The organism is Arthrobacter sp. zg-Y844 (genome assembly GCF_024385465.1).
Lineage (GTDB): Bacteria > Actinomycetota > Actinomycetes > Actinomycetales > Micrococcaceae > Arthrobacter_B.
This window is the reverse complement of record NZ_JANFLS010000002.1, coordinates 287651-312036: the sequence shown is the minus strand read 5'-3', so window position 1 is coordinate 312036 and position 24386 is coordinate 287651. Positions and strand designations below refer to the sequence as shown.

19 protein-coding genes are annotated in these 24386 nt (G+C 66.2%); 5 read left to right on the top strand and 14 right to left on the bottom strand.

Annotated features, from left to right (window positions below; translation table 11 throughout):
• The gene (gene dnaJ / locus NNX35_RS08255; RefSeq protein WP_229951825.1) at window positions 1-1140 is read right to left on the bottom strand and encodes a molecular chaperone DnaJ; all 1140 of its coding nucleotides are present in this window, start codon (window positions 1138-1140) and stop codon (window positions 1-3) included.
• Window positions 1141-1245: 105 nt separating this feature from the next.
• Window positions 1246-2259, bottom strand: a complete 1014-nt coding sequence (hrcA, locus tag NNX35_RS08250; RefSeq protein ID WP_255867475.1) for a heat-inducible transcriptional repressor HrcA — start codon at window positions 2257-2259, stop codon at window positions 1246-1248.
• A 220-nt stretch (window positions 2260-2479) separates the two neighbouring features.
• Here hrcA and NNX35_RS08245 point away from each other — a divergent pair, with 220 nt between their 5' ends.
• Window positions 2480-3328, top strand: a complete 849-nt coding sequence (locus NNX35_RS08245; protein WP_255867474.1) for a DUF3097 family protein — start codon at window positions 2480-2482, stop codon at window positions 3326-3328.
• Window positions 3329-3445: 117 nt separating this feature from the next.
• On the top strand, window positions 3446-3874 hold the full coding sequence (locus NNX35_RS08240; RefSeq protein ID WP_255766287.1) for a DUF4870 domain-containing protein: 429 nt from the start codon (window positions 3446-3448) through the stop codon (window positions 3872-3874).
• Between the two features lie 30 nt (window positions 3875-3904).
• On the opposite strand, the gene hemW is transcribed toward NNX35_RS08240, so the two are convergent.
• Window positions 3905-5137, bottom strand: a complete 1233-nt coding sequence (gene hemW, locus NNX35_RS08235; protein WP_255867473.1) for a radical SAM family heme chaperone HemW — start codon at window positions 5135-5137, stop codon at window positions 3905-3907.
• Window positions 5134-6987 carry a translation elongation factor 4 gene (gene lepA, locus NNX35_RS08230; protein WP_255766289.1) on the bottom strand — a complete coding sequence of 618 codons (1854 nt, stop codon included), beginning with the start codon at window positions 6985-6987 and terminating at the stop codon, window positions 5134-5136. Before lepA ends, hemW begins: the two co-directional genes overlap by 4 nt.
• Window positions 6988-7161: 174 nt before the next feature.
• On the opposite strand from lepA, the gene NNX35_RS08225 reads away from it, so the two are divergent.
• Both NNX35_RS08225 and rpsT read left to right on the top strand, forming a co-directional pair.
• Window positions 7162-7842, top strand: a complete 681-nt coding sequence (locus NNX35_RS08225; protein ID WP_255867472.1) for a type II toxin-antitoxin system PemK/MazF family toxin — start codon at window positions 7162-7164, stop codon at window positions 7840-7842.
• Between the two features lie 174 nt (window positions 7843-8016).
• The gene (rpsT, locus tag NNX35_RS08220; protein WP_146361896.1) at window positions 8017-8277 is read left to right on the top strand and encodes a 30S ribosomal protein S20; all 261 of its coding nucleotides are present in this window, start codon (window positions 8017-8019) and stop codon (window positions 8275-8277) included.
• A 217-nt stretch (window positions 8278-8494) separates the two neighbouring features.
• Here rpsT and holA read toward each other — a convergent pair whose 3' ends face one another.
• From holA to leuS, 6 genes are all read right to left on the bottom strand, one after another.
• Window positions 8495-9532 (bottom strand): DNA polymerase III subunit delta, encoded by a 1038-nt coding sequence (gene holA, locus NNX35_RS08215; protein ID WP_255862965.1) that lies wholly within the window; start codon window positions 9530-9532, stop codon window positions 8495-8497.
• Window positions 9533-9746: 214 nt separating this feature from the next.
• Window positions 9747-12122 (bottom strand): ComEC/Rec2 family competence protein, encoded by a 2376-nt coding sequence (locus NNX35_RS08210; RefSeq protein WP_255867471.1) that lies wholly within the window; start codon window positions 12120-12122, stop codon window positions 9747-9749.
• Window positions 12123-12594: 472 nt separating this feature from the next.
• Window positions 12595-13053 (bottom strand): helix-hairpin-helix domain-containing protein, encoded by a 459-nt coding sequence (locus tag NNX35_RS16180; protein ID WP_255867470.1) that lies wholly within the window; start codon window positions 13051-13053, stop codon window positions 12595-12597.
• Between the two features lie 628 nt (window positions 13054-13681).
• Window positions 13682-14350, bottom strand: a complete 669-nt coding sequence (locus NNX35_RS08200; protein ID WP_255766294.1) for a hypothetical protein — start codon at window positions 14348-14350, stop codon at window positions 13682-13684.
• A gap of 63 nt (window positions 14351-14413) precedes the next feature.
• A complete protein-coding gene (locus tag NNX35_RS08195; protein ID WP_255867469.1) occupies window positions 14414-15550 on the bottom strand; it encodes a DegV family protein in 1137 nt (378 codons plus the stop codon).
• A 12-nt stretch (window positions 15551-15562) separates the two neighbouring features.
• Window positions 15563-18064, bottom strand: a complete 2502-nt coding sequence (gene leuS, locus NNX35_RS08190) for a leucine--tRNA ligase (RefSeq protein WP_370647028.1) — start codon at window positions 18062-18064, stop codon at window positions 15563-15565.
• A gap of 344 nt (window positions 18065-18408) precedes the next feature.
• Between leuS and NNX35_RS08185 the strand changes: the two genes are divergently transcribed.
• Window positions 18409-19467 carry a sigma-70 family RNA polymerase sigma factor gene (locus NNX35_RS08185; RefSeq protein ID WP_255867467.1) on the top strand — a complete coding sequence of 353 codons (1059 nt, stop codon included), beginning with the start codon at window positions 18409-18411 and terminating at the stop codon, window positions 19465-19467.
• Here the strand turns inward: NNX35_RS08185 and NNX35_RS08180 are convergent.
• From NNX35_RS08180 to glpK, 4 genes are all read right to left on the bottom strand, one after another.
• Window positions 19458-20429, bottom strand: a complete 972-nt coding sequence (locus NNX35_RS08180; protein ID WP_255867466.1) for an SDR family oxidoreductase — start codon at window positions 20427-20429, stop codon at window positions 19458-19460. The genes NNX35_RS08185 and NNX35_RS08180 overlap by 10 nt on opposite strands.
• Complete coding sequence (locus NNX35_RS08175) at window positions 20426-21364, bottom strand: bile acid:sodium symporter family protein (protein WP_255766299.1); 939 nt, start codon at window positions 21362-21364, stop codon at window positions 20426-20428. The genes NNX35_RS08180 and NNX35_RS08175 overlap by 4 nt, the downstream gene beginning before the upstream one ends.
• A complete protein-coding gene (locus tag NNX35_RS08170) occupies window positions 21364-22707 on the bottom strand; it encodes an NAD(P)-binding domain-containing protein (protein WP_255867464.1) in 1344 nt (447 codons plus the stop codon). Before NNX35_RS08170 ends, NNX35_RS08175 begins: the two co-directional genes overlap by 1 nt.
• Window positions 22708-22854: 147 nt before the next feature.
• The gene (gene glpK, locus NNX35_RS08165) at window positions 22855-24378 is read right to left on the bottom strand and encodes a glycerol kinase GlpK (protein ID WP_255766301.1); all 1524 of its coding nucleotides are present in this window, start codon (window positions 24376-24378) and stop codon (window positions 22855-22857) included.
• Window positions 24379-24386 lie beyond the last annotated feature (8 nt).

The following is a 24386-nucleotide window of genomic DNA, read 5'->3' as shown; positions in this document are numbered from 1 at the left end:
TCAGAGGTTGCCCAGACGGTCCCGCAGCTTGGCGAAAACGCCGTTGCCTGAACTGTTGAGCTTTCCCTCGCTGTATTCCTCGCCGCGCAGCTTGGCGAGGCGGCGGAGCAGTTCCTCCTGCTCTGAGTCCAGCTTCTGCGGGGTCTCCACGTGCAGGTGCACCCGAAGATCGCCGCGGCCGTGGCCGCGAAGGTGCGTGACGCCCAGGTCGTTGAGGACGGACACCTCGCCGGACTGCGTGCCGGGCTTGACGGTGATTTCGCGTTCGCCGTCGAAGGTCTCCAGTGCAACGGTGGTTCCCAGCGCTGCGGCAGTCATGGGGATGGTGAGTGTGGCGTGCAGGTCGTCGCCGTCACGGAGGAACGTCGGGTCATTGTTGACGCGGATCTCCACGTAGAGATCGCCGGCGGGACCGCCGGCCATCCCGGCTTCACCCTGCCCGCCGAGCTGGATCCGGGTACCGGTGGCGACGCCGGCCGGGATCTTGATGGTCAGGGTACGCCGGTTGCGGACGCGGCCCTCGCCGGAGCACTCGTGGCAGGGGTCGGGGATGACGGTGCCGAAGCCGTTGCAGGTGCCGCAGGGTGCCGAGGTCATGACCTGGCCCAGGATCGAGCGGACCGCCCGCTGGACCTGACCGGTGCCGTGGCAGATGTCGCAGGTGCGCGGAGAGGTGCCGGGCTGGCAGCAGGAACCGTCGCAGGTGGGGCAGACGACTGCAGTGTCGACGTCGATCTTCTTGTTGGTGCCGAAGACGGCATCCTTGAGGTCGATCCGGACGTTGATCAGGGCGTCCTGTCCGCGGCGGCTGCGTGAGGCCGGTCCGCGTCCTCCGCCCGGGGCGCCGCCGCCGAAGAAGGTGTCGAAGATGTCCTGGAAACCGAACCCCTGGGCGCCGAAACCGCCGCCTCCGAAGCCGTTGTCGTTGCCGTTCTCGTTGCCCGTGGTGTCGTAGATCCGCCGTTTTTCCGGATCGGAAAGAACCTCGTAGGCGTGCGATACGGCTTTGAACTCGTCCGAGGCGCCCGGAGCATTGTTGACGTCCGGGTGCAGCTTGCGGGCTAGCTTCCGGTACGCCTTCTTGATTTCTTCACCGGTGGCGTCTCGTCCGACACCCAGAACCTGGTAGTGATCGCTCACTCGTGCACATCGCTTTCCTGTATTGCGTGCCTTCAAACTTTGAAGACGGAGGTTGGGTTCCCGCCGGTTCCCCGGCAGGCGGGTCCGTAACTGCTGGGGACCGCGTTAGTTGTTCAGTATTCGGGACAGGTACCTGGCCACGGCTCGCACCGCTGCCATGGTGGTGGGATAGTCCATCCGCGTGGGACCGAGAATGCCGACCTTCGCGGTGGCGTCGGGACCGTATCCCGTAGCCACCACCGAGGCTTCCGACAATCCGCCGTACGGATTCTCCCGGCCGATCCGGACGGCAACGCCGCGGGCATCCTGTTCCATCTCCGACAGCAGCCGCAGCATCACCACTTGCTCCTCGAGCGCTTCGAGCACGGGACCGATAGTCAGCGGGAAGTCTACAGTGGAGCGGGCCAGGTTGGCTGTCCCTGCCATCACCATGCGGTCCTCGCGGTTGATGCCGGCCAGCTGCTCCAGGCAGTGCCCCAGGGAGTTGCCCACGCGCCTGCGTTCGGCCGGCACCGTGGCAAGGGCATTGGCCAGCTGGCTCGTGATGCTGCTCAGCGGCGTGCCTGCCAACGCGGACAGGAAGTGCTGGCGCAGGTCACTCAGGTCCGGCTCCGTCACCGGCTGCGGAACGGTAATTACGCGCTGCTCCACCCGCCCCGTGGTCGAGATGAGCACTACCAGCACCTGCGCCGGAGCCAGCAGGACAAATTCAATGTGCCGGACCTTGGCATTGCCCAGATGCGGGTACTGCACCACGGCCACCTGGTTGGTCAGCTGCGACAGCAGCCTGACGGTACGGTCCATCACATCGTCGAGGTCGTCGGCTTCTTCCAGCAGCGACTGGATGGCGCGGCGTTCGGGAGCGGAGAGCGGCTTGACGTCGGAAATCCGGTCGACGAACAGGCGGTAGCCCTTGTCGGTGGGGATGCGCCCGGCGGACGTGTGCGGGGCGGTGATCAGCCCCTCTTCCTCAAGGGCGGCCATGTCATTGCGGATGGTGGCCGAGGAAACACCCAGGTGATGCCGTTCCACAAGTGCCTTGGATCCCACGGGCTCCCGCGAATGGACGTAGTCCTCAACAATGGCGCGGAGGACCTCGAGTCGGCGTGGCTCACTCATGGATTTCCCTCCCTGTTGATCGGCGGTGTGCTCGGCGGTTGCTCGGCATTCTTACTTGCGTGTTGACCTGCGCGGTGACCTGTGGGCAGAGCACCGGACGTTTAGCACTCACAGTGTTCAAGTGCCAAGTCTAGTACGGATCGGCAGCGTTGCTAGCATTGAGGAACCCGCGGCCTGCTGCGGTTTCCGCCCGATCAGAACCGTAAGTGAGGCAACTTCCGTGTCCAGCTTTTCCTGGGGTCCGCAGGACATCACCGCGCCGGCCCGGACCGTCCTGCGCAAAGTCGGCGCCGAACCCGGCCTGGTCCTTGAGGACGTTGCCTCGGGCTGGGTTGGTGCGGTGGTGCGCGTGGAGAAATCCGGCGGACTGCACCTGATGGTGCTGGAAGACCGGCGCGGGAAAAAGAAATCCTTCGAACTGGGCTTCGGCTTCCTGCTCGAGGGCGAGCCGGTGGAAGTTGTGCCCGCGGCTGCGGCGGCGGCCAAGGCAGGTCCGGCCCGGACGGCGTCCGGCTCGGTCCGCGTCGCCAACCAGCGCGCCCGCACCGCCCGGGCCAGCCGCATCTGGGTGGAGGGCAAGCACGACGCCGAACTGGTGGAGAAGGTCTGGGGCGATGACCTGCGGGTGGAGGGAATCGTCGTCGAGCCCCTCCACGGCGTCGACGACCTGTACTCCGCGGTCCGGGAGTTTTCCCCGGGCCCCGGACGCAGGCTGGGCATCCTGGTGGATCACCTGGTTCCGGGCTCCAAGGAATCGCGCATTGCCGCCGAGGCGATGACCTCCCCCGGCGCGCCGGGCAATGTCTTGATTGTCGGGCATCCGTACGTGGACGTCTGGCAGGCCATCAAGCCGTCCGTGATCGGGCGTACCGCCTGGCCCGTGGTCCCCCGTCACCTGGACTGGAAAACCGGCATCCTGCAGGGACTGGGCTGGCCGCACCGCGACCATATCGACGTCGCAATGGGCTGGAAGAAGCTGCTGGGGCAGGTGAACAGCTATGCGGATCTGGAACCGTCACTGCTCGGACGAGTGGAGGAAGTCATCGATTTCCTGACCGTTCCCGGGTGAGACGCGCATCGCACTGCCTCATTCCTTTCCGTGAGGAAGCGTGCGAGCCAGTACTCTTGAGGAATACGTAGTAGTGGACCGACCCTGTGTCACCGTGAGCCAAAAGGAAAATACGCCGTGTCCAACACACGCCAGAACCACCGCCCCCGACCGGAAGAACACGGCGGAGCGCAGCGTCCTGTTTACCAGGGGGCTCCGGCCAACGCACTGCCGCTGACCGCGTCCGAAGACCGGCAGTGGGCAACTCTGGCGCACTTCGGCGGCATCCTCGCTTTTGTTCCGTCACTGATCATCTACCTGGTGTTCCGCGACCGCGGTCCGTTCACTGCCCAGGAATCCAAGGAAGCCCTGAACTTCACGCTTCCGCCCAGCATTGCTGCCCTGACCGTCTGGGCGTTGTCCTTCATTCCCGAGATCGGCGGCTTCTTCGCCGTGCTCAATGCCATGATCTGGGTCTACGTGGCTGTGTCCTCGGTGATCGCGGGCATCGAGTGCAACCGCGGCCGGCCGTACCGCTACCCGCTCAACCTGCGCCGCATCAAGTAGCGCCGCAGGGCGGGACCGCCGCCGGGGAACTCAGTCCGGCAGCAGCCGCCGGACCACTGCGTCGGCCAGCAGCCGGCCCCGCGGTGTGAGGATCACCTTGCCGGTCAGCGCAGCGCGCGGATCCACAAGGCCGTCGGCCATGAGTCCCGCCACAGCCAGCCTGCCGGGCTCACGCAGCCGGTCCAGTGCCAGGCCTTCAGCGAGCCGGGTCCGCAGCATAACGTCTTCCACGTACCGGGTATCGGCGTCCAGGGTCTCGCGTCCGACGGCGGGCGACTCCCCCGCGCCGATCCGCTGGGCATAGGCGGTGGGATGCTTGGCATTCCACCAGCGCACGCCGCCGGCGTGTGAATGGGCACCCGGGCCGACGCCCCACCAGTCATCACTGCGCCAGTAGGCCAGGTTGTGCCGGCACTGGTCCTCGGGGGTCCGCGCCCAGTTGCTGACCTCGTACCAGTTCAGTCCGGCGGCGGTCATCATTTCATCCGCCAGCACGTATTTGTCGGCGTGGTCGTCGTCGTCGATGGGCGGGACCTCGCCGCGGCGCATCCGGGCGGCGAGCTTGGTACCTTCCTCGATGATGAGCGCATAGGCGGAGATATGGTCAGGCTCGTAGCTCAGGGCCTCTTCGAGCGAGTGCTTCCAGTCGGCCATGGACTCCCCGGGAGTTCCATAGATGAGGTCCACGCTCACGTGCAGGCCGGCGTCGCGCGCCCACTGCACGGCCTGCGGAACCCTCGACGGCGTGTGCGTGCGGTCCAGCACTGCCAGCACGTGCGGCACGGCGGACTGCATGCCGAAGGAAACCCGGGTGAAGCCGGCGTCGGCAAGCAGCTGCAGGGACTGCGGCGTGACGGAGTCCGGGTTCGCTTCGGTGGTGACTTCGGCGCCGGGCACCAGGCCCCACTGGTCGACGGCGGTGCGGAGGATCAGCGCGAGGTCCTCCGCCGGGAGCAGCGTGGGAGTGCCGCCGCCGAAGAAGACGGTGCCCATCCGGCGCTCCGGCAGGCCCGAACGCCGCAGGGCGTCGGCGGCAAAGACCACCTCGCGGGCCGCCGTGCCGCCGTAGGCAGCCTGCGACGCGCCGCCGCCCAGCTCGGTGGCCGTATACGTGTTGAAATCGCAGTAGCCGCAGCGGACGGAGCAGAACGGAATGTGGACGTACAGTCCGAAGTTCCGCTCCGCTGCTCCGTCCGCGGCCTGTGCGGGGAGGAGACCGTCGGCAGGTGCCGGGTCTCCGAGGGGCAGTGCGCTGGGTGTCACTTCTTGGATTTGTCCTTGGACTCGTCGGAGGAAAGCGCAGCCACGAAGGCTTCCTGGGGAACTTCCACGCGGCCCACCATCTTCATGCGCTTCTTGCCTTCCTTCTGCTTTTCCAGCAGCTTGCGCTTACGGCTGATGTCGCCGCCGTAGCACTTGGCAAGCACGTCCTTGCGGATGGCGCGGATGGATTCGCGGGCGATGATGCGGGAGCCGATGGCTGCCTGGATGGGCACCTCGAACTGCTGCCGCGGGATCAGCTCACGCAGCTTGCCGGTCATCATAACGCCGTAGGCGTAGGCCTTGTCCTTGTGCGTGATGGAGCTGAAGGCGTCAACCTGTTCGCCCTGGAGCAGGATGTCCACCTTGACCAGGTCGGCGACCTGTTCGCCGTCGGCCTTCCAGTCCAGGGAGGCGTAGCCGCGGGTCTTGGACTTGAGGATGTCAAAGAAGTCGAAGACGATTTCGGCCAGCGGCAGGCGGTACCGGATTTCCACCCGGTCCTCGGAGAGATAGTCCATGCCGCCCAGGACGCCGCGGCGGGACTGGCACAGCTCCATGATGGCGCCGACAAATTCATTCGGCGCCAGGATCGTGGCCGAGACCATCGGCTCGCGGACCTCTTTGATCTTGCCTTCGGGGTACTCGCTGGGGTTGGTCACGGTGACCACCTTTTTGTCCTCGAGCGTCACCTCGTACTCCACGTTGGGGGCAGTGGAGATCAGGTCCAGGTTGTACTCGCGCTCGAGGCGTTCACGGGTGATTTCCAGGTGCAGCAGGCCCAGGAAGCCCACCCGGAAGCCGAAGCCCAGCGCCGCGGACGTCTCGGGTTCGTACACCAGCGCTGCATCGTTGAGCATCAGCTTTTCCAGCGCTTCGCGGAGCACCGGGTAGTCTGCGCCGTCGATGGGGTACAGCCCGGAGAACACCATGGGTTTGGGATCGGCGTAGCCCTCGAGTGACTTCTCGGCCGGCTTGGCCAGGTTGGTGACGGTGTCGCCCACCTTGGACAGGCGTACGTCCTTCACGCCGGTGATGAGGTACCCCACCTCACCCACGCCCAGGCCCTTGGACGGGGTGGGTTCCGGCGAGCTCACACCGATTTCGAGGAGCTCATGGCTGGCCCGGGTGGACATCATCTGGATGCGTTCACGCGGTGACAGCGACCCGTCGATCACGCGGACATAGGTGACGACGCCGCGGTAGGTGTCATACACGGAGTCGAAGATCATGGCTCGGGCGGGAGCGTCGGGGTCGCCCACCGGTGCCGGAATCTCGCGGACAATCTGGTCCAGCAGGGCTTCAACGCCAACACCGGTCTTGCCGGAGACCCTCAGCACGTCCTCCGGATCGCCGCCGATCAACTTCGCCAGTTCCTCGGCGTACTTCTCCGGCTGCGCCGCCGGGAGGTCGATCTTGTTCAGGACCGGAATGATGGTCAGGTCGTTTTCCATCGCCAGGTAAAGGTTCGCCAGCGTCTGCGCCTCGATACCCTGGGCGGCGTCCACCAGCAGCACTGCTCCTTCGCAGGCAGCCAGGGAACGGGAGACTTCGTAGGTGAAGTCCACGTGGCCCGGAGTGTCGATCATGTTCAGGGCGTAAGACTGCCCGTCCAGTTCCCACGGCATGCGTACGGCCTGGGACTTGATGGTGATGCCGCGCTCACGCTCGATATCCATCCGGTCCAGGTACTGGGCCTTCATGTTCCGGTGCTCAACCACTCCGGTGGACTGGAGCATGCGGTCGGCCAAGGTGGACTTGCCGTGGTCGATGTGGGCGATGATGCAGAAGTTTCTGATGATCGCCGGATCCGTCGCGGCAGGCACCGGCGAGAAGCGGGCCATGGGTGACACTGTGGCGGTTCCTTTACTGTTCCGGGACAAGCCGGACGCGGCGCGGTGCGCGGGTGTCCTTGGTCCTGGCGGTCTGGTGGGTGTTCTATCGAGTTAACAGTCTCCCACGTTTGCCTGCCGCAGCAGGAACCGGACGCACCTGAGGTTTCGTGGCCGGGAGCATAACGTAGTGCCATGCCCTTTAACGCCCGCGCCTTTGCCTCCTTTGCCCGCTCGGCCCTGCGCCTGCTGCGCTCCGCTTCCTCCTCTGCCGGCCCTGCCGAAAGCAGCCGCGGAACCGGCCGTTCGGCTCGTCCCCGAACGCCGGACAGCCGCCGAACGCCGGAGACCCGGCGGACGCCGTCGCCCTCCCCCGGGACCAAGGCCACTCCCCCGCGCACCCCGGCTGCCCGGCAGTCGTCGCCGTCGCCGTCGCCGTCGTCATCCGCGCGGACCGCTCCGGCAGCAGCCCCTTCGGGTTACGCCGGCGACTACGCCGGTCCTGTCACCCCGGTCTATGCCCCGCAGCCGGACGGCGATCCCGATCCCGGCGAAGTGGTGTGGGCCTGGGTCCCGTACGAAGATGACCCCAGCCAGGGCAAGGACCGTCCGGTCCTGCTGATCGGGCGAAGCGGCGGACTGTTGCTGGGCCTGATGATGACCAGCCGGGACCGGAACAACAGCAGCGGGTCCGACCCTCGCTACCTCGACGTCGGCACCGGCCCGTGGGACAGCAAGGGGCGTCCCAGTGAGGTGAAGCTGGACCGCGTCCTCCAGCTCGAACCGGGCAGCGTGCGCCGGGAAGGTGCAATCATGGATAGGAACGTGTTCCAGACAGTTGCCCGTCGGCTGGCCGTGATGCGCCCGGCACGCTGAACCGGCACTTTAGTTACCGGAGCCCAAACTCTGCTAACATTTATTGCTGTGTGTCCGCGCAGGTCGACGGGCACTTTGGTTCAGACGCCATTACGGTATCCCCACGCCGCTCAGTCAATGTCTGGGCTGAAATACCCTCACCGACCAAGTCCGCAATACAAAGAGAGTTTATAAGTGGCCAATATTAAGTCCCAGAAGAAGCGCATCCTCACCAACGAGAAGGCGCGTCAGCGTAACAACTCGGTGAAGTCCGAGCTGAAGACCGTCATCAGCAAGGTTGATGCCGCAGTCAAGGCCAGCGACAAGGACGCAGCAGCCGAAGCGCTGAAGACCGCCAGCCGCAAGCTGGACAAGGCCGTCAGCAAGGGCGTAATCCACAAGAACAACGCTGCCAACCGCAAGTCGGCCATCTCCAAGAAGGTCAGCGCGCTCTAACCAGCAGCCAGCATTACAGACTTACTCAGCGTGGCCGGTCCTTCGGGACCGGCCACGCTTTGTTTTAAGCCGGCTTCCGGACTGTTCTCGACTGTTTCGGACAGCCGTGCGGGTGCATGCCGGCGGGCCGGTGGGCAGCCGAGGATGCGGGTGCGGCAGGCTGCGTGCCCGCCTGCGGACATAACCGGGCCGGCGCGTGTCGGCGGGCTAACTGCTCCTAGCGCCCGGAGGCTGCCAGGGCTATGACGGTGACGGCCCGTTCCACGGCGTACACCGGATCACGTCCGGCGCCCTTGACCTGTGCATCCGCTTCGGCGAGGGCCTGGACAGCTTCGATCAGGGACTCCGAGGTAAACCGCTGGGCATCCCGTCGAGCCTGGTCCACCTGCCACGGCGCCATGGACAGTTCCTTGGCCATCGAGGCAGAGGAGCCACGCAGATTGGCCACCCGGGCTACGGCCCGGACTTTCATGGCCAGGGCGCCGACCAGCGGCACCGGATCCACGCCGGTATCCAGCGCGTGCCGGAGCATGGACAGCGCCTGGGCAGCGCGCCCGGCCAGGGCGGCGTCGGCGACTTTAAAGGCCGTGGCCTCGACCCGGCCACCGTAATAGCGCTCCACCAGTTCCTCGGTGACCTCGCCGGTGGAATCACTGATCAGCTGCTGGCAGGATGCTGCAAGCTCGGAGAGGCTTGACCCGACGGCGTTTACCAGCGCCCGGGCCGCGCCCGGGTCGATCCTGCGACGGGCAGTGCGGAACTCCGAAGTGACGAAGTCCAGCTTCTCAGCATCCTTCTTGAAGGGCTGGCACTCCACGACGGGGGCTCCGGCAGCCTTAACCGCATCCAGCAGCTTCTTGCCGCGGTTGCCGCCCGCGTGGTGCAGCACCAGAACGGCATCCGGGGACGGATCCTTCAAATAGGCCAGCGTTTCGGTGAGGAAATCCTCGTTCATCGACGCGAGATTCACGGCCTCGATAAGTTTGGCCTCGCCGAACAGCGAGGGGCTCGACTGCAGTGTGAGTTCCCCGGAGGCGTAGGTGGAGGCGTCGAAGTGCACCAGCTCCGTGTCGGGCTGCTTCTCCCGGAGCAGCCCGCGCAGCCGGTCCCGGGCCCGGGAGGCCAGATAGTCCTCCGGGCCCGCCAGCAGGACCACCGGGGCGGGTTCGACCTCGCGCCAGGAGACCGTCGCTGAGGACTTGCTTGCGGAGGACTTACTGCCGGAGCTGCGTTTGGAAGGGACTGCCGGATTCACAGCTGGTGCTCCTGGGATTGTGTGGCGGCCTTTCCGGCCTGCCGGGGCGAAGGATCGAAAGGTATCCGCACCGCGGATATCCTCCCTCCAAGATTGCCACGGTACCGGTCGGCGGCCAATTTTCCGTCCGGCGGCGGCCGTGTATTCCGTCCGGCGGCGGCCCTCGGCTGCCGATCCTCAGCGGAACCTACCGGACCTACGGGATCTATCGGATCTACGGCGGCAGGCTCTGGACCTCAAGACCGTTGCCTTCGCGGACCACCACTACCGTGCCGTGCTGGTCCGTCCGCGCCACCCCGGTGCCGGCAGACCGGAGCTGCGCCAGGATTTCCGGTGCCGGGTGCCCGTACTCGTTATCGGCACCAACGGAAATCAATGCCAGGGACGGTCGGACTGCGCGGAACCAGCCGTCACCGCCGTTGCGTGCCCCATGGTGGGCCACCTTCAGCACGTCGACGCCGGCACGAAGATTGGCCTGTGTTGCGAGAATCGTTGCGGCGGCCTCCTCCTCGGCATCGCCGGTGAACAGTATCCGCAGCGGCCGCTCCCCCTGCCCCGGACCCCCGACAGTCACCAGCAGGACGGCACTGGCATTGTTCTCCTCCCCGTCTCCGGCCACGGGCACCGCACTGCCCGATGCCGGCGGCCAGAGGACTTCCCAGTGCACGAGGCCGGCCGTTCCCGCCATCCCCTGGGCCAGGCGTGTCCGGGGTGCTGCCGTTCCGGCCAACACCCCGGTCAGATTCTCCGGCAGTTCCCGATCCGCCGACGAGTAGCCCACCTGCAGCACGGACCGTCCGGAAAGCACTCCGGCAGCACCGCCGTAATGGTCCAGGTGGGCATGAGTGAACACGAGGAACTCAACGGTCCGCACCCCCAGCCGATCAAGGCAGGCATCCATGGGGTCGGGCTCTCCGCCGGCATCGATCACCACCGCACTGTCCGGACCCGCACGGATCGCGAACCCGTCCCCCTGCCCGACGTCGCAGGCGGCCACCATCCACTCATCCTCCTCGCCCCGTTCTCCCTGCAGCGCACGGACAGCAAGGACCGCACCGGCCGGCAGGACCAGCGAAGCGGCTGCACCTGCCGCTACCCAGCGCCGGCGGGGGCTGGGCCACTCTGCGGAGCCTGCCTGCCGGTTGGTTCCTGAACCCCGACGCCGGGACCCGGCATCCCTGTCCCCCTGGTCCGCTTCGTCCTCCCCGTCCTTTGCGTTCGCCCGTTCCGCCCGTTCCGACCGTTCCAGGAATATCCCGCCGCCTGCGCTCCGCGAGAGATACAGGATGCCAACTACGGCCGTACCCGCACACAGGCCCATGAGCACCACGCCCAGGCTGCCCTCCGGCCAGGCCGCCAACGCACCGGGAACGGACTCAAAGAACCGGGCAGTTTTAGCCACCCACCAGGCTCCGGCGGCCGCAAGCAGGAGCGGCGGCGTCGCCAGCGCCGGAGCTGCACCCACCAGCGCGACGGCAAGCATCCCGGCAATCGTCACGGCAGGAACAACGGGCGCAGCCACCAGATTCGCAGGAACCGAATACACCGGCAGCTGAGGTTGCAGGAGCACCAGGACCGGGGAGCAAAACAGCTGCGCTGCGACGGGTATGGCCAGGGCCGCTGCCAACCAGCGGGGCAGGCGCAGCGACAGCACCCGCACCAGATGCGGTCCCAAGACAATAAGACCCAGCGTCGCGCAGACTGACAGGATGAACGCGTAGCTTCCGCACAACCAGGGATCAATGCACAGCAGTACGGAGATCGACAGGAAGAGCAATGCTGCCGAAAGACGTCCCCGTCCGGAGAGCACGGCGAGGGTACCCAGTCCGCCCATAACCGCTGCGCGCAGCACACTGGGATCCGGCCTTACCAGGAGCACGAACGCCGTCAGCCCGGTCAAGGCCAGCAGCACCGCCGGGGCCCGCGGCATCCGCAGCGCCCGGGCGCTCAGGAAGATGAATGCCAGCAGATAGCTGCAGTTGGCGCCCGAGACAGCTGTCAGATGGGTCAGGCCGGTATTCTTCATCGCCTGCTCCAGGCCCGGATCGAGGGCGCCCCGGTCACCGAGCACCATGCCCGGAAGCAGTCCCTCCACGTCCGCACCGCGGTCTTCGGCCACCCGGACAAAGGCTCCGCGGAGTCCTGCCGTCGCTGCGTACCAGCCGCCGGCAGGCGTGACCTCGGGCGGAACGGCAGCCCGCAGGAGGGCAAGGTTCCGGTCTCCTGCCGGAAGAGGCTGCAGGGAGCCGGCACTGCTGAACCGGTCCCCCAACCTGATGGGGGCATAATCCTCCCCGCCGACAACCAGGAGCGTCGCCGAAGTGCCGAACCGCTGGCCGTCCGCAGTGCCCGATTCCGCCACGGCGTCAATGAGGTAACGCGGCTTTCCCGAAAACCGGTCCGCCGCCGCAGGCCGTGCATCCGATACGGCCCGCAGTTCTGCAGTGATGGCGGATTCTTCGGCGATGAGCCCGGAGATAGGTCCGCCGGCGCGTACCGCCAAGCCGGCCGTTGCGCCGGCACAGACCAGTGCTGCCGCCGCGGCCGGGACAGCGGCCCCTCGCAGGAACGCCGCGGCGCCGGTGTGCACGGGTCTGCTTCTGCGGCCGCGGTGCGGCGTCCTCCGGGATGTTGCCGGGCGGGTGCTTCCTCCCCGTAGATCCCGGACCTGCCCGCGTGATGCTGCCAGGACCAGAAGGACCGCCAAAACAGCGGCGGAGCCTGCCACAGCCCATCCCGCCGGCGGCGGTAACCGGACCGCGGCAAAGGCTGCGGCCCATACCGTTGCTGCCGCAGGCAGGAGCCGCAGTTCGCGGAGCGGCGGAGGCACGTCAGCGGACGCAGCTTCCCGGTTGTCCCAGGCTTCCCGTGCCCTGCCGATTCCGGCCCGGATCCTCTCCCACGGCCCGCCAACGGCCGCGCCGCGCCCCGCGTCCGGCTCCCCGTCACCTGCTGCCTGGCTGCCGGTGTCCTGCGGACCCGAGGGCTGCGCATCCGGATCCAACGCCGACGCGACGTACCGCGACCACCTGCTCGTTTCCCGGCTGGACATTGGTCAACTGCTAGACGGTGACCAGTGGGAGCAACGCAGCCATCATCGCTTCCCCGATCCCGGGAACGGCGTCAAGATCTTCGGGCCGGCTGAACCTGCCGTGCTCGGTCCGCCACGCGATGATCCGCTCGGCCAGCACCGGCCCGACCCTCGGCAGGGTTTGAAGCCGGGTCGAGTCTGCCGTGTTCAGGTTGACGCTGCCCGAAGCGCCGTCTTCAGCCCGTGCTCCGGAACCAGCCGCACCGGATGCGCTGCCATCCGCCGCAGGTCCTCCTGTGCCGGCAGTGCGCGGCGGGTTCTCCCCGATCCTCGGAACAAGCACCATCGCGCCGTCCTCCACCAGGGCCGCGAGATTCACTCCGGCGAGGTCCGCATCGGCTGCCGTTCCACCGGCGGCTTCAACGGCGTCAACAATCCGGCTGCCCGGCGCCAATCGGACGACCCCCGGGCGCTGTACGGCTCCAGCCACGTGAACCACCGTGGTTGCCGGACCCCCGCCGGGCTCCCCCGGATTTGACGGCACAGCCGAAGGCGCCGGGGTCGCGGATGCAGGAGACGAAGTGCCCCGCGGGCTGCCGCTGCCTTCAGCGGGCGCTGACGCAACCAAGGCAGATGACGGGTCGGCGGCAGGTGGGGACAGATCGATGCTGGCCACCGGAACCGGACCTCGGTCCCGGAACAGTACGATCGCCGCACCGCTGCCCAGCAACAAACACACCGCCAGCACCGCTGCCGGCAGGGAGAATGCCCACCGGCGCCTACTTCCGGGGTGAGAATCGCCCGACGGCTCCACCCCCTGCAGATCAGGGACATGGACGTCCGAGGTATCCCAACGATGCTGTGCCATGGGACAAAACTAGCTATCGCCACCCGCCGGGGTTCCACGGTGTTGAGGCCGGTGGACGGACCAAGGCCAGCCGCCGCTCAGAGACGGCATTGTTGAGGACGAGACAAGCGGCCGTCCATTTCCCGCGGCCACTCCTGAACCTTTGCGGTTCCCCACCGTTCCCCGCTCACGATCCAGGACTTCAAGGCCTCCCGGATCCGGTCCGGATGAAACAGAACCTCTCGGCGCCTGCATCAATCCGGTTTCGGATTTACTTGAAGATGTTCTTGGAGCCTGCGTCCATAACAACCTGGCCGTTCTGCCAGGCCGGACGGAATTCACTCAGTGACTTTGAATAAGTCTCCAGCGACTCAACGACAACCCCTTCGGCCGTATTGCGAATAACTCCGATGGCAACAGTGAACACACTCATGCGCTTGGAAGCGTTCGCCGAATCGATAGTTACGCTGGTTCCCGAACCGTTGTCGATCCCCAGGGAAACCCCGTACTTACGGAAAGAGCCCATACCGTTGGACTGGGCTGAGTAAGCAATCGGAACGACGGCTTCAATCTCGTCGGTCAGCTTGATTTCAATGGTTTCCTGCGCCTTGCCGTTCTGCCCGCGACCAACATCGCCAAGATGACGGACGGCACCCCCGAGCAGTTCCGGCGTGGGAACCGGCTGGGCCTCGGAGCCGAATGTGGAACAAACCAGCTCTGTTCCATCCTTGAGGATGACCAGTGCGTAAAGGTCATAGTCGGTGTTGGACGACCATTCGCAGCGGGCCGTGACTACCGGTGTTTTTTCAATGGTGACCCGGTTCCCCTTTTCAAGGGAAATAGCACCGGCTTTCTTTCCAAGGTCTACAGCCGGAGCGGCCGGAGCAGTTTCATTGTTCTTGCCGAATCCAAACGGTGCCATAGCGGTAATCGCTTTCAATAGGGGCAAATTTTTCGCTCACTATAGCACCCGGTTTTCACGTACCGGCCGCAATTGCGGGGGCTAATTCTTGGCGCCGCCGGAAGTCTTATTGCCCCTGGCTTTGAGTCCGGCGGACCTGGTCCGGGATGCCGGACCTTTGGCCGCCGGTTTCCCGGCTGTGTTGTCGTTGTCCATGCGGCAGCCCTCATCTTCCGCGGCGGTCCCGTCCGTCGGCGCACGGGTACCGGCAGGTTCCGCGCCCGGACCGGAAGGATCACTCCGGCCTCCATCACTCCCGTCTCCGGCAACCGCCACGGCCAGCACCCCCAGCCCCGCATGCGCGGCCAGGACGGCGGGCAGCGGGCAGAGGAGGAACTCCACCTCGGGCGCGGCGGCGCCGATGATCCCGGCCAGCCGTTCGGCTTCAGCGGCGTTACCGAAGTGGTGCACCGCGGCGCGGACTTTCCCGTCGCGCCCGGCAATGTCCTGCTGCACGAGTTCGGCCAGCCGTGCCAGGGCTTTGGGCGCGGTCCTCACCCGTTCCAGCGGAAGGACCATGCCGTCGCGGACCACCAGGATCGGCTTCACGGCAAGCAGGGTGCCCAGCCAGCCGGCAGCTGCACCAATCCGTCCGCCCCGGCGCAGCTGGTCCAGGCTGGGGACGTAAAAGAGGATGGTTGCATCGACCGCTACCGAACGGGCGCATGCCGCGACCTCCGCCGCGGAGGAACCGGACCGGGCGCTCTCCGTCGCGGCCGCCACGGCAAAACCGAGGCCCATGGCCGCCGTCGCACTGTCGATGACCTCCACCGGAATTCCGGCGGTCCGGGCGGCCAGCCGGGCGGAGTCCACCGTGCCTGAGAGCTGACCGGAGAGATGGATGGAAATTATGGAGGTGCACCCGGCGGCAGCCAGCTCGCGGTAGGCCGCTTCGAACTGCCCCGGCGCCGGCCGGGAGGTCCGCACTTCATGGCCCTGTGCCATCGCCAGTGCAAGGGCCGGAATCAGGTCCGCAGATCCTTCGCCGTAGATCTGGTCCCCGATCATCACGGGCATGGGAACCACCCGGACAAAATCAGCGGCGTTGGCCGCGTCCGCCCAGCCAGCCGGCAGTGCCGACGCCGAATCGGTCACCACTCCCACGGACGGCCCGGGGACGGCCGCGGTTTCCCGCTGCCGTCCCCTGGCCCGCGATGCGAGCCGTTCGAGCCAGTCCATGGTTGTCCGGGCCTAGGCCGGGACGATGTTGACGAGCTTCGGCGCCCGGACGATCACCGTACGGATGCTGCGTCCGTCCAGGAACCGCTGCACTGCGTCGGACGCCAAGGCGGCCTCCCGCAGGTCCTCCTCGCTGATGTCCGCGGCGACCTCGAGCCGGTCGCGGACCTTTCCCTGCACCTGGACAACGGCGGTGACCGTGTCCTGCACCAGCAGGGTTTCATCGACCACGGGCCAGCCGGCGTTTACGACGGAGGCTTCGCGGCCCAGCAGGTTCCAGAGATCCTCGGCCGTGTACGGCGCGAAGAGGCTCAGGATGACGGCGACGGCTTCCGCCGCCTCGCGTACTGCCGGGTCAGCGGCGCCGGCGCCGGAGTCGATGGCCTTGCGGGTCGCGTTGACCAGTTCCATCAGCTTGGCGACCACTACGTTGAACTTGTTGTTCTCCAGCAGCTCGGTGGCATCGGCAACGGTCCGGTGCGTGAGCGCACGCAGCTTCCGGTCCCCGGCCGAGTAGTCCACGCCGGGTTCGCTGGTGATGTCCTGTCCCAGGCGCCACGCGCGGGCCAGGAACTTGGCAGAGCCCGACGGCGACACATCCGCCCAGTCGACGTCGTCTTCCGGCGGGGAAGCGAAGATCATGGTCAGGCGCACCGCGTCCACACCGTACTTGTCCAGCTGCTGGCCCAGGTCCACGCCGTTGCCCAGCGACTTGGACATGGCCTTGCCGCCGTTGAGCACCTGCCCCTGGTTCAGCAGCGAGCTGAACGGCTCGCTGGCTTCCAGCAGGCCCATGTCGTGGACCACCTTGGTGAAGAAACGCGCATAGAGCAGGTGCAGGATCGCGTGCTCGACGCCGCCCACGTACTGCCCGACCGGCATCCAGTTCTTCGCTGCTTCGGGATCGAACGGTCCGTCCGTGAAGTGCGGGGACACGAAGCGCATGAAGTACCAGGACGAATCCACGAACGTGTCCATGGTGTCGGTATCGCGCCGGGCGGGACCGTCGCACTTCGGGCAGGCCACGTTGACCCATTCCTCTGCGGAGGCCAGCGGAGAGGTGCCCTTCGGAGCCAGTGCCTCGCCGCGCAGCCCGGTGGGCAGCGTGACCGGCAGCTGGTCATCGGGGACCGGAACCTCGCCGCAGTTGCCGCAGTGGATGATCGGGATGGGGGTACCCCAGAAGCGCTGGCGGGACAGCAGCCAGTCGCGCAGGCGGAAGTTCACGAACTTCTCGCCGGTGCCCTGTTCCTCGAGCATCCGGACGGCGGCCGGAATGGCTTCGGCCTTGGGCAGGCCGTCCAGGGCGCCGGAGTTGATCAAGGTGCCTTCGCCGGTGGTGGCCACACCGCTGACGGCGGGATCCTCTTCACCGGTGTCCAGCACAGCCTTGACGGGCAGGTCGAAGGTCTTGGCGAAGTCCAGGTCACGCTGGTCGTGCGCCGGGACGGCCATGATGGCGCCGGTGCCGTAGTCCGCCAGCACGTAGTCGGCGGCCCAGACGGGCAGCTTCTCGCCGTTCAGCGGGTTCACGGCGTACCGGCCGGTGAAGACGCCGGTCTTGACGCGTTCGGTGGACTGGCGCTCGATGTCCGAGAGTGCCTTCACCGATTCGCGGTAGTCCAGCAGGGCGTTCCGGTTTTCGTCCGTCACCAGGTCCAGCGCCAGCGGGGCGTCCGCGGCGACAACGAAGAAGGTGGCGCCGGCCAGGGTGTCCGGGCGGGTGGTGAACACGGTGACCTGCTCGGCGGGCTTGCCGCCGTCGGCCTCGATGTTGAACCGGACGTGCGCGCCCTCGGAGCGGCCGATCCAGTTTTTCTGCATGGCCAGGACACGCTCGGGCCAGTGGCCCTTGAGCTGTTCCATGTCATCGAGCAGGCGGTCGGCGTAGTCGGTGATCTTGAAGTACCACTGGTTCAGCGACTTCTTGGTCACCTGGGTTCCGCAGCGTTCGCAGGCACCGTTGACCACCTGTTCGTTGGCCAGCACGGTCTGGTCCTTGGGGCACCAGTTGACCGGGGAGTTCTTCCGGTAGGCCAGGCCGCGCTCGTAGAACCGGGTGAACAGCCACTGGGTCCAGCGGTAGTACTCGGGGTCCGAGGTGTGGATCCGGCGGGACCAGTCAACGCTGATGGCGTAGCGCTTGAAGGACTCCGCCTGCGTCTCGATGTTGCGGTAGGTCCAGTCGCTGGGGTGCGCGTTGTTCTTGATGGCCGCGTTTTCCGCGGGCAGGCCGAAGGAGTCCCAGCCGATCGGGTGCAGCACGTCATACCCGCGCTGGCGCCAGTAACGGGCGACGACGTCGCCCATCGCGAACGCTTCGGCGTGGCCCATGTGCAGGTCGCCGGAGGGGTACGGGAACATGTCCAGTACATAGCGTCGTTCGCGCGAGCCGTCGTCGGCAGGGGTGAAAACACCGAGGTCATCCCAGACCTTCGGCCATTTCTGCTCGATGGCCGCGAAACTGTAGACGGCCTCTTCCTGCTGATCAGTCTGTGACTGCGTGCTCACTATGCTTCGCCTCTGTCCTCAAAGAAAATCGATCCGCGCTGCGGGCCGTCGGTAAATCCGGCCCGATAAATTTTTAGGTCCTCCCCAGACACACAAAAGCCCCTCGACAAGCAAGGGGCGGCCGCGCACGGACGGTGCGCGGCTAGCTAAGGAGGAGTACTGCGATCATTTCTCCACTTTACAACAGCACACGGCCCCCGGAGCCAGTGCATTGGGGTGAGCCGCAGGGAGGATGAACCCCTGCGTATCTTTTGCCCCATCCCGTGCGTCTACCCGGTAGGACAAAAGCAAAAATGCCATTGTTGTCGCAGGAGCCGCCGGGGCGGCCGAACGGGATGGAGCCAGGAATGTCAGCAGCAGCAGCAACAAAGCCGGAACCGATATACGTCCAGGCCGGAGAACTCCGGCAGGCCCGAAGGAACTTCCTGGTAGCACTCGAGCCTGTGCGCCCGGCCGTTTACGGTTATTGCCGCAGATTGACCGGCACTGTCTGGGATGCCGAGGACCTGTTGCAGGAAACCCTGGTGAAGGCCCTTTCCGATGCCTCCCAACGGCATGAACCCATCAGCAACGTGCAGGCCTGGCTGATCCGGATCGCCACGAACACCTGGCTGGATACCCTGCGCCGCAGCGGCCGGGTAACGGTGCAGGACTTCAGCGAACCGGGCGCGGACCTGCCCGACGACGGCGCGGATCCCCTGACGTCCCTGGAGGTGGAGTCGGCGCTGGGGCATTTGCTGCTGGTCCTGCCTCCCCGGGAACGAGCCTGCGTGGTCCTCAAGGACGTGTTTCACTACTCCCTGGCCGAGATCGCGCAAATGCTGGACACCACCGCCGGGGCGGTAAAGTCCGCGCTTCACCGCGGCCGGGGCACGCTGGCAACAGCCCGGGCTGGAGGACCTGTTCCCGCCGACGACGGCGCTGCCGCCGGCGACGGGACCGGTTCAACACAGGCCCGCCCAACACAGGCCGGCCCACCCCGGCCGGAGGGGCACCCCGAGTTGCTGCGCCGCCTCGCCGATGCTTTCAACTCCTACGACATTGATGCCATGGTCAGCCTGTTCCTGGCCGGCGGACGCACGGAGGTGATCGGCAACGTCAGCGAAACCGGACACGAGGAGATCCGCACCGGCTCCATGACCCACACTTTCGGGCCGGACGCCGCAGAGCTCTACCGGGCCAGCGTGCACCGCTATGACGGCGAGGACCTGATCCTCCTGTGGGAACGCCTTAAGGATGCGCCGGAAACTCCCGAGGTTGTGGCCGATGTCCTTCGCCTCAGCTGTGCCCACGGGGAACCGCTGATAGCCGAACTCCGGTGGTACTTCTTCTGCCCGGAAGTCCTGTCCGAGGTGGCCGGCGGGCTGGGGCTGCCGTTCAAGACGAACGGGGTTTCCTACTTCTGACGCAGGTCCCGGGCGGCGTCCCGGGCGGCCCGGAACGCGAGGAATGCTTCCCTGCTCGTCCGCGTGGGAGTAAACCCGAACTCCTGCTTCAGGGCGGTGTTGTCCAGCACCGGCCGGTAGCGCAGGAACCTCACCTGCTCCGGCCCGTGCACGGTCAGCCGCAGCAGGTGCCCCAGCCAGAGCGCGGCGGCCAGGACCGGCGCCGGAACGGTGACGGTGCCGCGTCCCAGCAGCCCGGCGATGTCGCGGACGGTCAGGGCACCGTCTCCGGCCACGTTGAAAATGCCGCTGCGTCCCGTGACGACGGCCTGCACCATGATGCCGGCCACGTCTTCATCCCAGATGAACACGAACGGGGATTCGCTGCCGGCTACCCGAAGCAGCTTCGGTGCGTCGAAAAGGGCGGTGATCTGGTTGCGGACCCGCTCGCCGAGGATGGTGCCGATCCGGAAGATGGTCTGCTGCAGTTCGGGATGTTCTTCGCGGACCCGGGCCAGTTCCTCCTCGACCAGCCGTTTATGCCGGGAATAGGCAAACTCGTCATTGCCGCGCAGCGGATCGGATTCCGTCAGCCACGGGGCGTTGTCCGGGTGGTATCCGTAGGCGGCGCCGGACGAGGAAATGACCACGTGCTTCACGCCGGCGGAAATGCAGGCCGCCAGTACGTTTCGTGAACCCACCACGTCCACTTGGAATTCCTGTTCCCGGGTGGTGTGTTTGCCCGGATTCACGATGGCGGCCAGATGGACCACGGTGTCGATCCGGTGGGACTGCAGCAGCCGCGCCACGTCCGGGGAACATACATCCGCAAGGGCGTACTCGACCCCGGCGAGCCGGCGCTCCTCCGCCGGTTCCCGGATGTCGAGGCTGAGGACATAGGAGATTTCGGGATGGCCCGCCAGGCCGGCGGTCACCGCGCTGCCCAGGAAGCCGTTGCCGCCGGTGACGCAGACGCGGGTCATCGTGCTGTCTCCCGCGGCTCCGGCTTGGCTGCGGTACTGCGGCGCGCATCCCGCCGCCGCCACCAGGCGGCCAGCAGCAGCCCGGCCAGGATGTCCCAGATGCCCCACCAGGCGGCCACCATCGCCATCCCGCCCAGTCCGGCAAAGAAGGTCAGCGTCAGGCCAAGTCCGAGTCCGGTATTGCGGGCACCCACTTCGAAGGTGAAGGCCCGCCGGCTGGGTTCGTCCAGCCGCACCGCCGCCGCCGTCCAGTAACCGACAGCCAGCGCCACGGCATCATGCAGCAGCACGACCAGGAAGATGGTGCCTAAATGCTCGCGGAGCGGCCCAAGGTTGCTGGCCGTCCCGGCAACAATGAAAACGAGCAGGGCCAGCAGGCCGATCCGCTGCACCCAGGGCCGCAGGATGTCGGTCACCGCGGGGAAGCGCCGGGCGAGGGGCATGCCCACCGCAAAGGGCACTCCGATGATAAGCAGGACCTGGACCAGCATTTCCCAACGGTCCAGGGAGAAGTCCCGCATCAGCCCGGCGGTGGCCGGATTCAGCCGCGCCCACAGTGCCACGTTCAGCGGCATCACGGCGATAGCCACCAGGTTCGAGACGGCCGTCATGGAAGCGGACAGGGCAACATTGCCGTGCGCCCGGTGGGTGAGCACATTCGAAATGCCGCCAGGCGGACAGCAGGCAACGAGGATCATGCCCAGGGCGATGGATGCCGGGACCTGCAGCAGGAGCGCCAGCCCTACCGTCACCGCGGGAAGCACCAGGTACTGGGCGCAGATTCCCAGCAGCACGGCCTTCGGGCTGCGCGCCACGGTCCGGAAGTCCGCCGGACGCACCTCGAGGGCGATGCCGAGAATGATGATCGCCAGCACCACGTTCAGGATCAGCAGGGAGGCCGGCGTGAAGTTCAGGACGACGTCGTCGATGGGCATCAGTGGTTCACCTTTTCACTAGCGGCAGCGGCAAGCAGGTCCAGGTGTGCATCGAGTTCGGCGCGGTAGGCGTCCTTGTTCACGTAGTAGCTCATCCGGTCCAGGCCCAGATACCGGTAGCCGCCGGTGACATCCGGGGACTCCCCCGCCAGCAGCTGCCGGAACTCCTCTGCGGCCTCCGGGGTGTGTTTTTGGGCTGCAAGGTAGGCGGCTGCCAGTTGGGCCTGCCGGAACCTTCCCTCCCAGCCGAGTCCGGAAGCTTCCACCATGCCGATGACCAGCAGGTTCTCCGCCTGGCGGCTGAAGATGTTCAGGTACAACGACGGCGACGGGCCGTCCCAGCCGAGCAGCGCCGGGTCCAGGAACGGATAGTCCAGGGCATACCCGGTGGCGAGCAGGAGCAGGTCATACTCCCCCGTGCTGCCGTCCCGGAAGTACACGGTCTTCCCGTCCAGCCGGTCAATGTCGCCTTTGACCTGCAGGTCCCCGTGCCCCAGATGGTGCAGGATCAGGGAGTTCACCACGGGATGGGATTCGTAGATGCGGTAGTCGGGTTTCGGGAAGCCGAAGCGGTGCGGGTCTCCGGTGAACATGCGCAGGAGCCGCTTGTCGAAGAACTGCTTCAGCGGCCGGGGCAGCGGCTTGCCCTGGTTCAGGGTGTCGGTTGGCCGGCCGAAGACGTACTTGGGAATGAAGTAGTAGCCGCGCCGGACGCTGATGTCGACGGCGGCGGCGTGGTGGACGGCGTCCACCGCAATGTCGCAGCCGCTGTTGCCCGCGCCGACAATCAGTACCCGTTTCCCGGCGAACTCCCGGGCATCTTTGTAGGAGGCGGAATGGCGGACCTCACCGGCAAACCGGCCGGGCAGGGCGGGCATTGCCGGCGTGTGCAGGGTGCCGGACGCGACGATGACAGCACTGAAACGGCCGCTTCCGTGCCCGTCGGTGCTTTCCCACGAAACCGTCCAGGCGCCGTCGTCGGTCGGCTCCGCTGCGGTGACCGATACACCAAACCGGATGAAACGGCGCAAGCCGAAGTGGTCCGCATAGGAGCGGAAATAGGCGTGCAGGTGGCGGTGCCCGGGATAGTCGGGAGTGTCCCGGGGCATGGGGAACTCGGAAAACTGGGTGGTGGATTTCGAGGAGATCAGGTGCGCCGATTCGTAAACCGTGCTGGCCGGATTCTCGATGTTCCAGAGCCCGCCCACGTCCGTGTGCTGTTCAAAGCCGACAAAGTCCAGCCCCTGTCGAGACAAGGCACGCATGGCGGCAAGGCCGCTGGGTCCGGAGCCTATGACGGCGACTGGCAGTTCCGATCGTACGGCGTTTGCTGCGGGAGACACTTCCACCTGCTTCTGTGACCTGCATCACTGTAGATGCTGCCCGAACGCTACCCAAGGGTGGATGTGCCGGTCAAACCGGCTCCGTGTGAAGAGATGCGAAAGGCCCCGGCAGCCTGGCTGCCGGGGCCTTTTCACTCTGCGTACGGATTACTCAACGTCGTCGTCGACCCAATCGAAGGTCTTGGTGACTGCTTTCTTCCAAAGCCGCATCTGGCGCTGACGTTCGGCGTCATCCATCTGCGGGGTCCAGCGCTTGCCTTCAGCCCAGTTCTGCTCGAGCTCGTCGGTGTCGTTCCAGAACCCGACGGCCAGGCCTGCAGCGTAGGCGGCGCCCAGTGCCGTGGTCTCGATGACCTTGGGCCGGACCACGTCCACGCCGAGGATATCGGCCTGGAACTGCATGAGCGCGTCATTGGCGACCATGCCGCCGTCGACCCGCAGCTCCGTCAGCGGAACACCGGAGTCGGCGTTCACGGCGTCGAGTACTTCCCGGGTCTGGAACGCGGTCGCTTCCAGTGCTGCCCGGGCAATGTGGTTCTTGTTCACATAGCGGGTCAGGCCCACCATCGCACCGCGGGCATCCGCACGCCAGTACGGTGCGAACAGTCCGGAGAACGCCGGCACGATGTACACGCCGCCGTTGTCCTCCACCTTGCGGGCAAGCTCTTCGATTTCCGGGGCACTGTTGATGATGCCCAGGTTGTCGCGGAGCCACTGCACCAGGGAGCCGGTGACGGCGATGGAACCCTCGAGGGCGTAGACCGGCTTGGCGTCGCCGAGCTGGTAGGCAACGGTGGTGATGAGGCCGTTCTCGGAACGGACAATCTCCTCACCGGTGTTGAAGATCAGGAAGCAGCCGGTTCCGTAGGTGTTCTTGGCGTCGCCCTTCTCGAACGCGGCCTGCCCGAACGTTGCGGCCTGCTGGTCGCCGAGGATGCCGGCCACCGGGGTTTCGCGGAGCAGCTGCGAGCCCGCGACCATGCCGTAGACCTCGGAGGAGGACTTGATTTCCGGCAGCATCGACCGCGGAATGCCGAACTCCTTGAGGATCTCCTCATCCCAGGTGAGTGTCTCAAGGTTCATGAACAGGGTGCGGGAAGCGTTGGTCACATCAGTGATGTGTACGCCGCCGTCCGTCCCGCCGGTGAGGTTCCAGACAATCCAGGAGTCCGTGTTGCCGAACATGAGGTCCCCCGCCTCTGCCCGTTCGCGTGCCCCCTCAACGTTGTCCAGGATCCACTTGATCTTCGTACCCGAGAAGTACGTTGCCAGCGGCAGGCCGACAGTGTCCTTGAAACGGTCCAGGCCGCCGTTTTCCGCCAGTTCGTTGACGATGGGCTGTGTACGGGTGTCCTGCCAGACAATGGCGTTGTAGACGGGTTCGCCCGTGTTGCGGTCCCAGACCACTGCCGTTTCACGCTGGTTGGTGATACCGACGGCGGCAATGTCGTGCCGGGTCAGGTTGGCTTTGGACAGGGCACTGCCGACAACTTCGCGGACGTTCGTCCAGATCTCCATCGGATCGTGCTCCACCCAGCCGGCGTGCGGGAAGATCTGCTCGTGTTCCTTCTGCCCGGTGGAAATGATGTTTCCATCGTGGCCGAAGACGATTGCCCGGCTGCTGGTGGTGCCTTGGTCGATGGCGATGATGTACCTGGGATTGTCAGGCATTGTTTCTG

Excerpts from the sequence above, each read along its gene's own strand:
- NNX35_RS08225 (WP_255867472.1), top strand. The coding sequence starts at position 7,162 with ATGCCCTTTAACGCCCGCGCCTTTGCCTCCTTTGCCCGCTCGGCCCTG.
- NNX35_RS08175 (WP_255766299.1), bottom strand. The coding sequence starts at position 21,364 with ATGCCCATCGACGACGTCGTCCTGAACTTCACGCCGGCCTCCCTGCTG.
- NNX35_RS08180 (WP_255867466.1), bottom strand. The coding sequence starts at position 20,429 with ATGACCCGCGTCTGCGTCACCGGCGGCAACGGCTTCCTGGGCAGCGCG.
- glpK (WP_255766301.1), bottom strand. The coding sequence starts at position 24,378 with ATGCCTGACAATCCCAGGTACATCATCGCCATCGACCAAGGCACCACC.
- NNX35_RS08195 (WP_255867469.1), bottom strand. The coding sequence starts at position 15,550 with ATGGACTGGCTCGAACGGCTCGCATCGCGGGCCAGGGGACGGCAGCGG.
- NNX35_RS08185 (WP_255867467.1), top strand. The coding sequence starts at position 18,409 with ATGTCAGCAGCAGCAGCAACAAAGCCGGAACCGATATACGTCCAGGCC.
- hrcA (WP_255867475.1), bottom strand. The coding sequence starts at position 2,259 with ATGAGTGAGCCACGCCGACTCGAGGTCCTCCGCGCCATTGTTGAGGAC.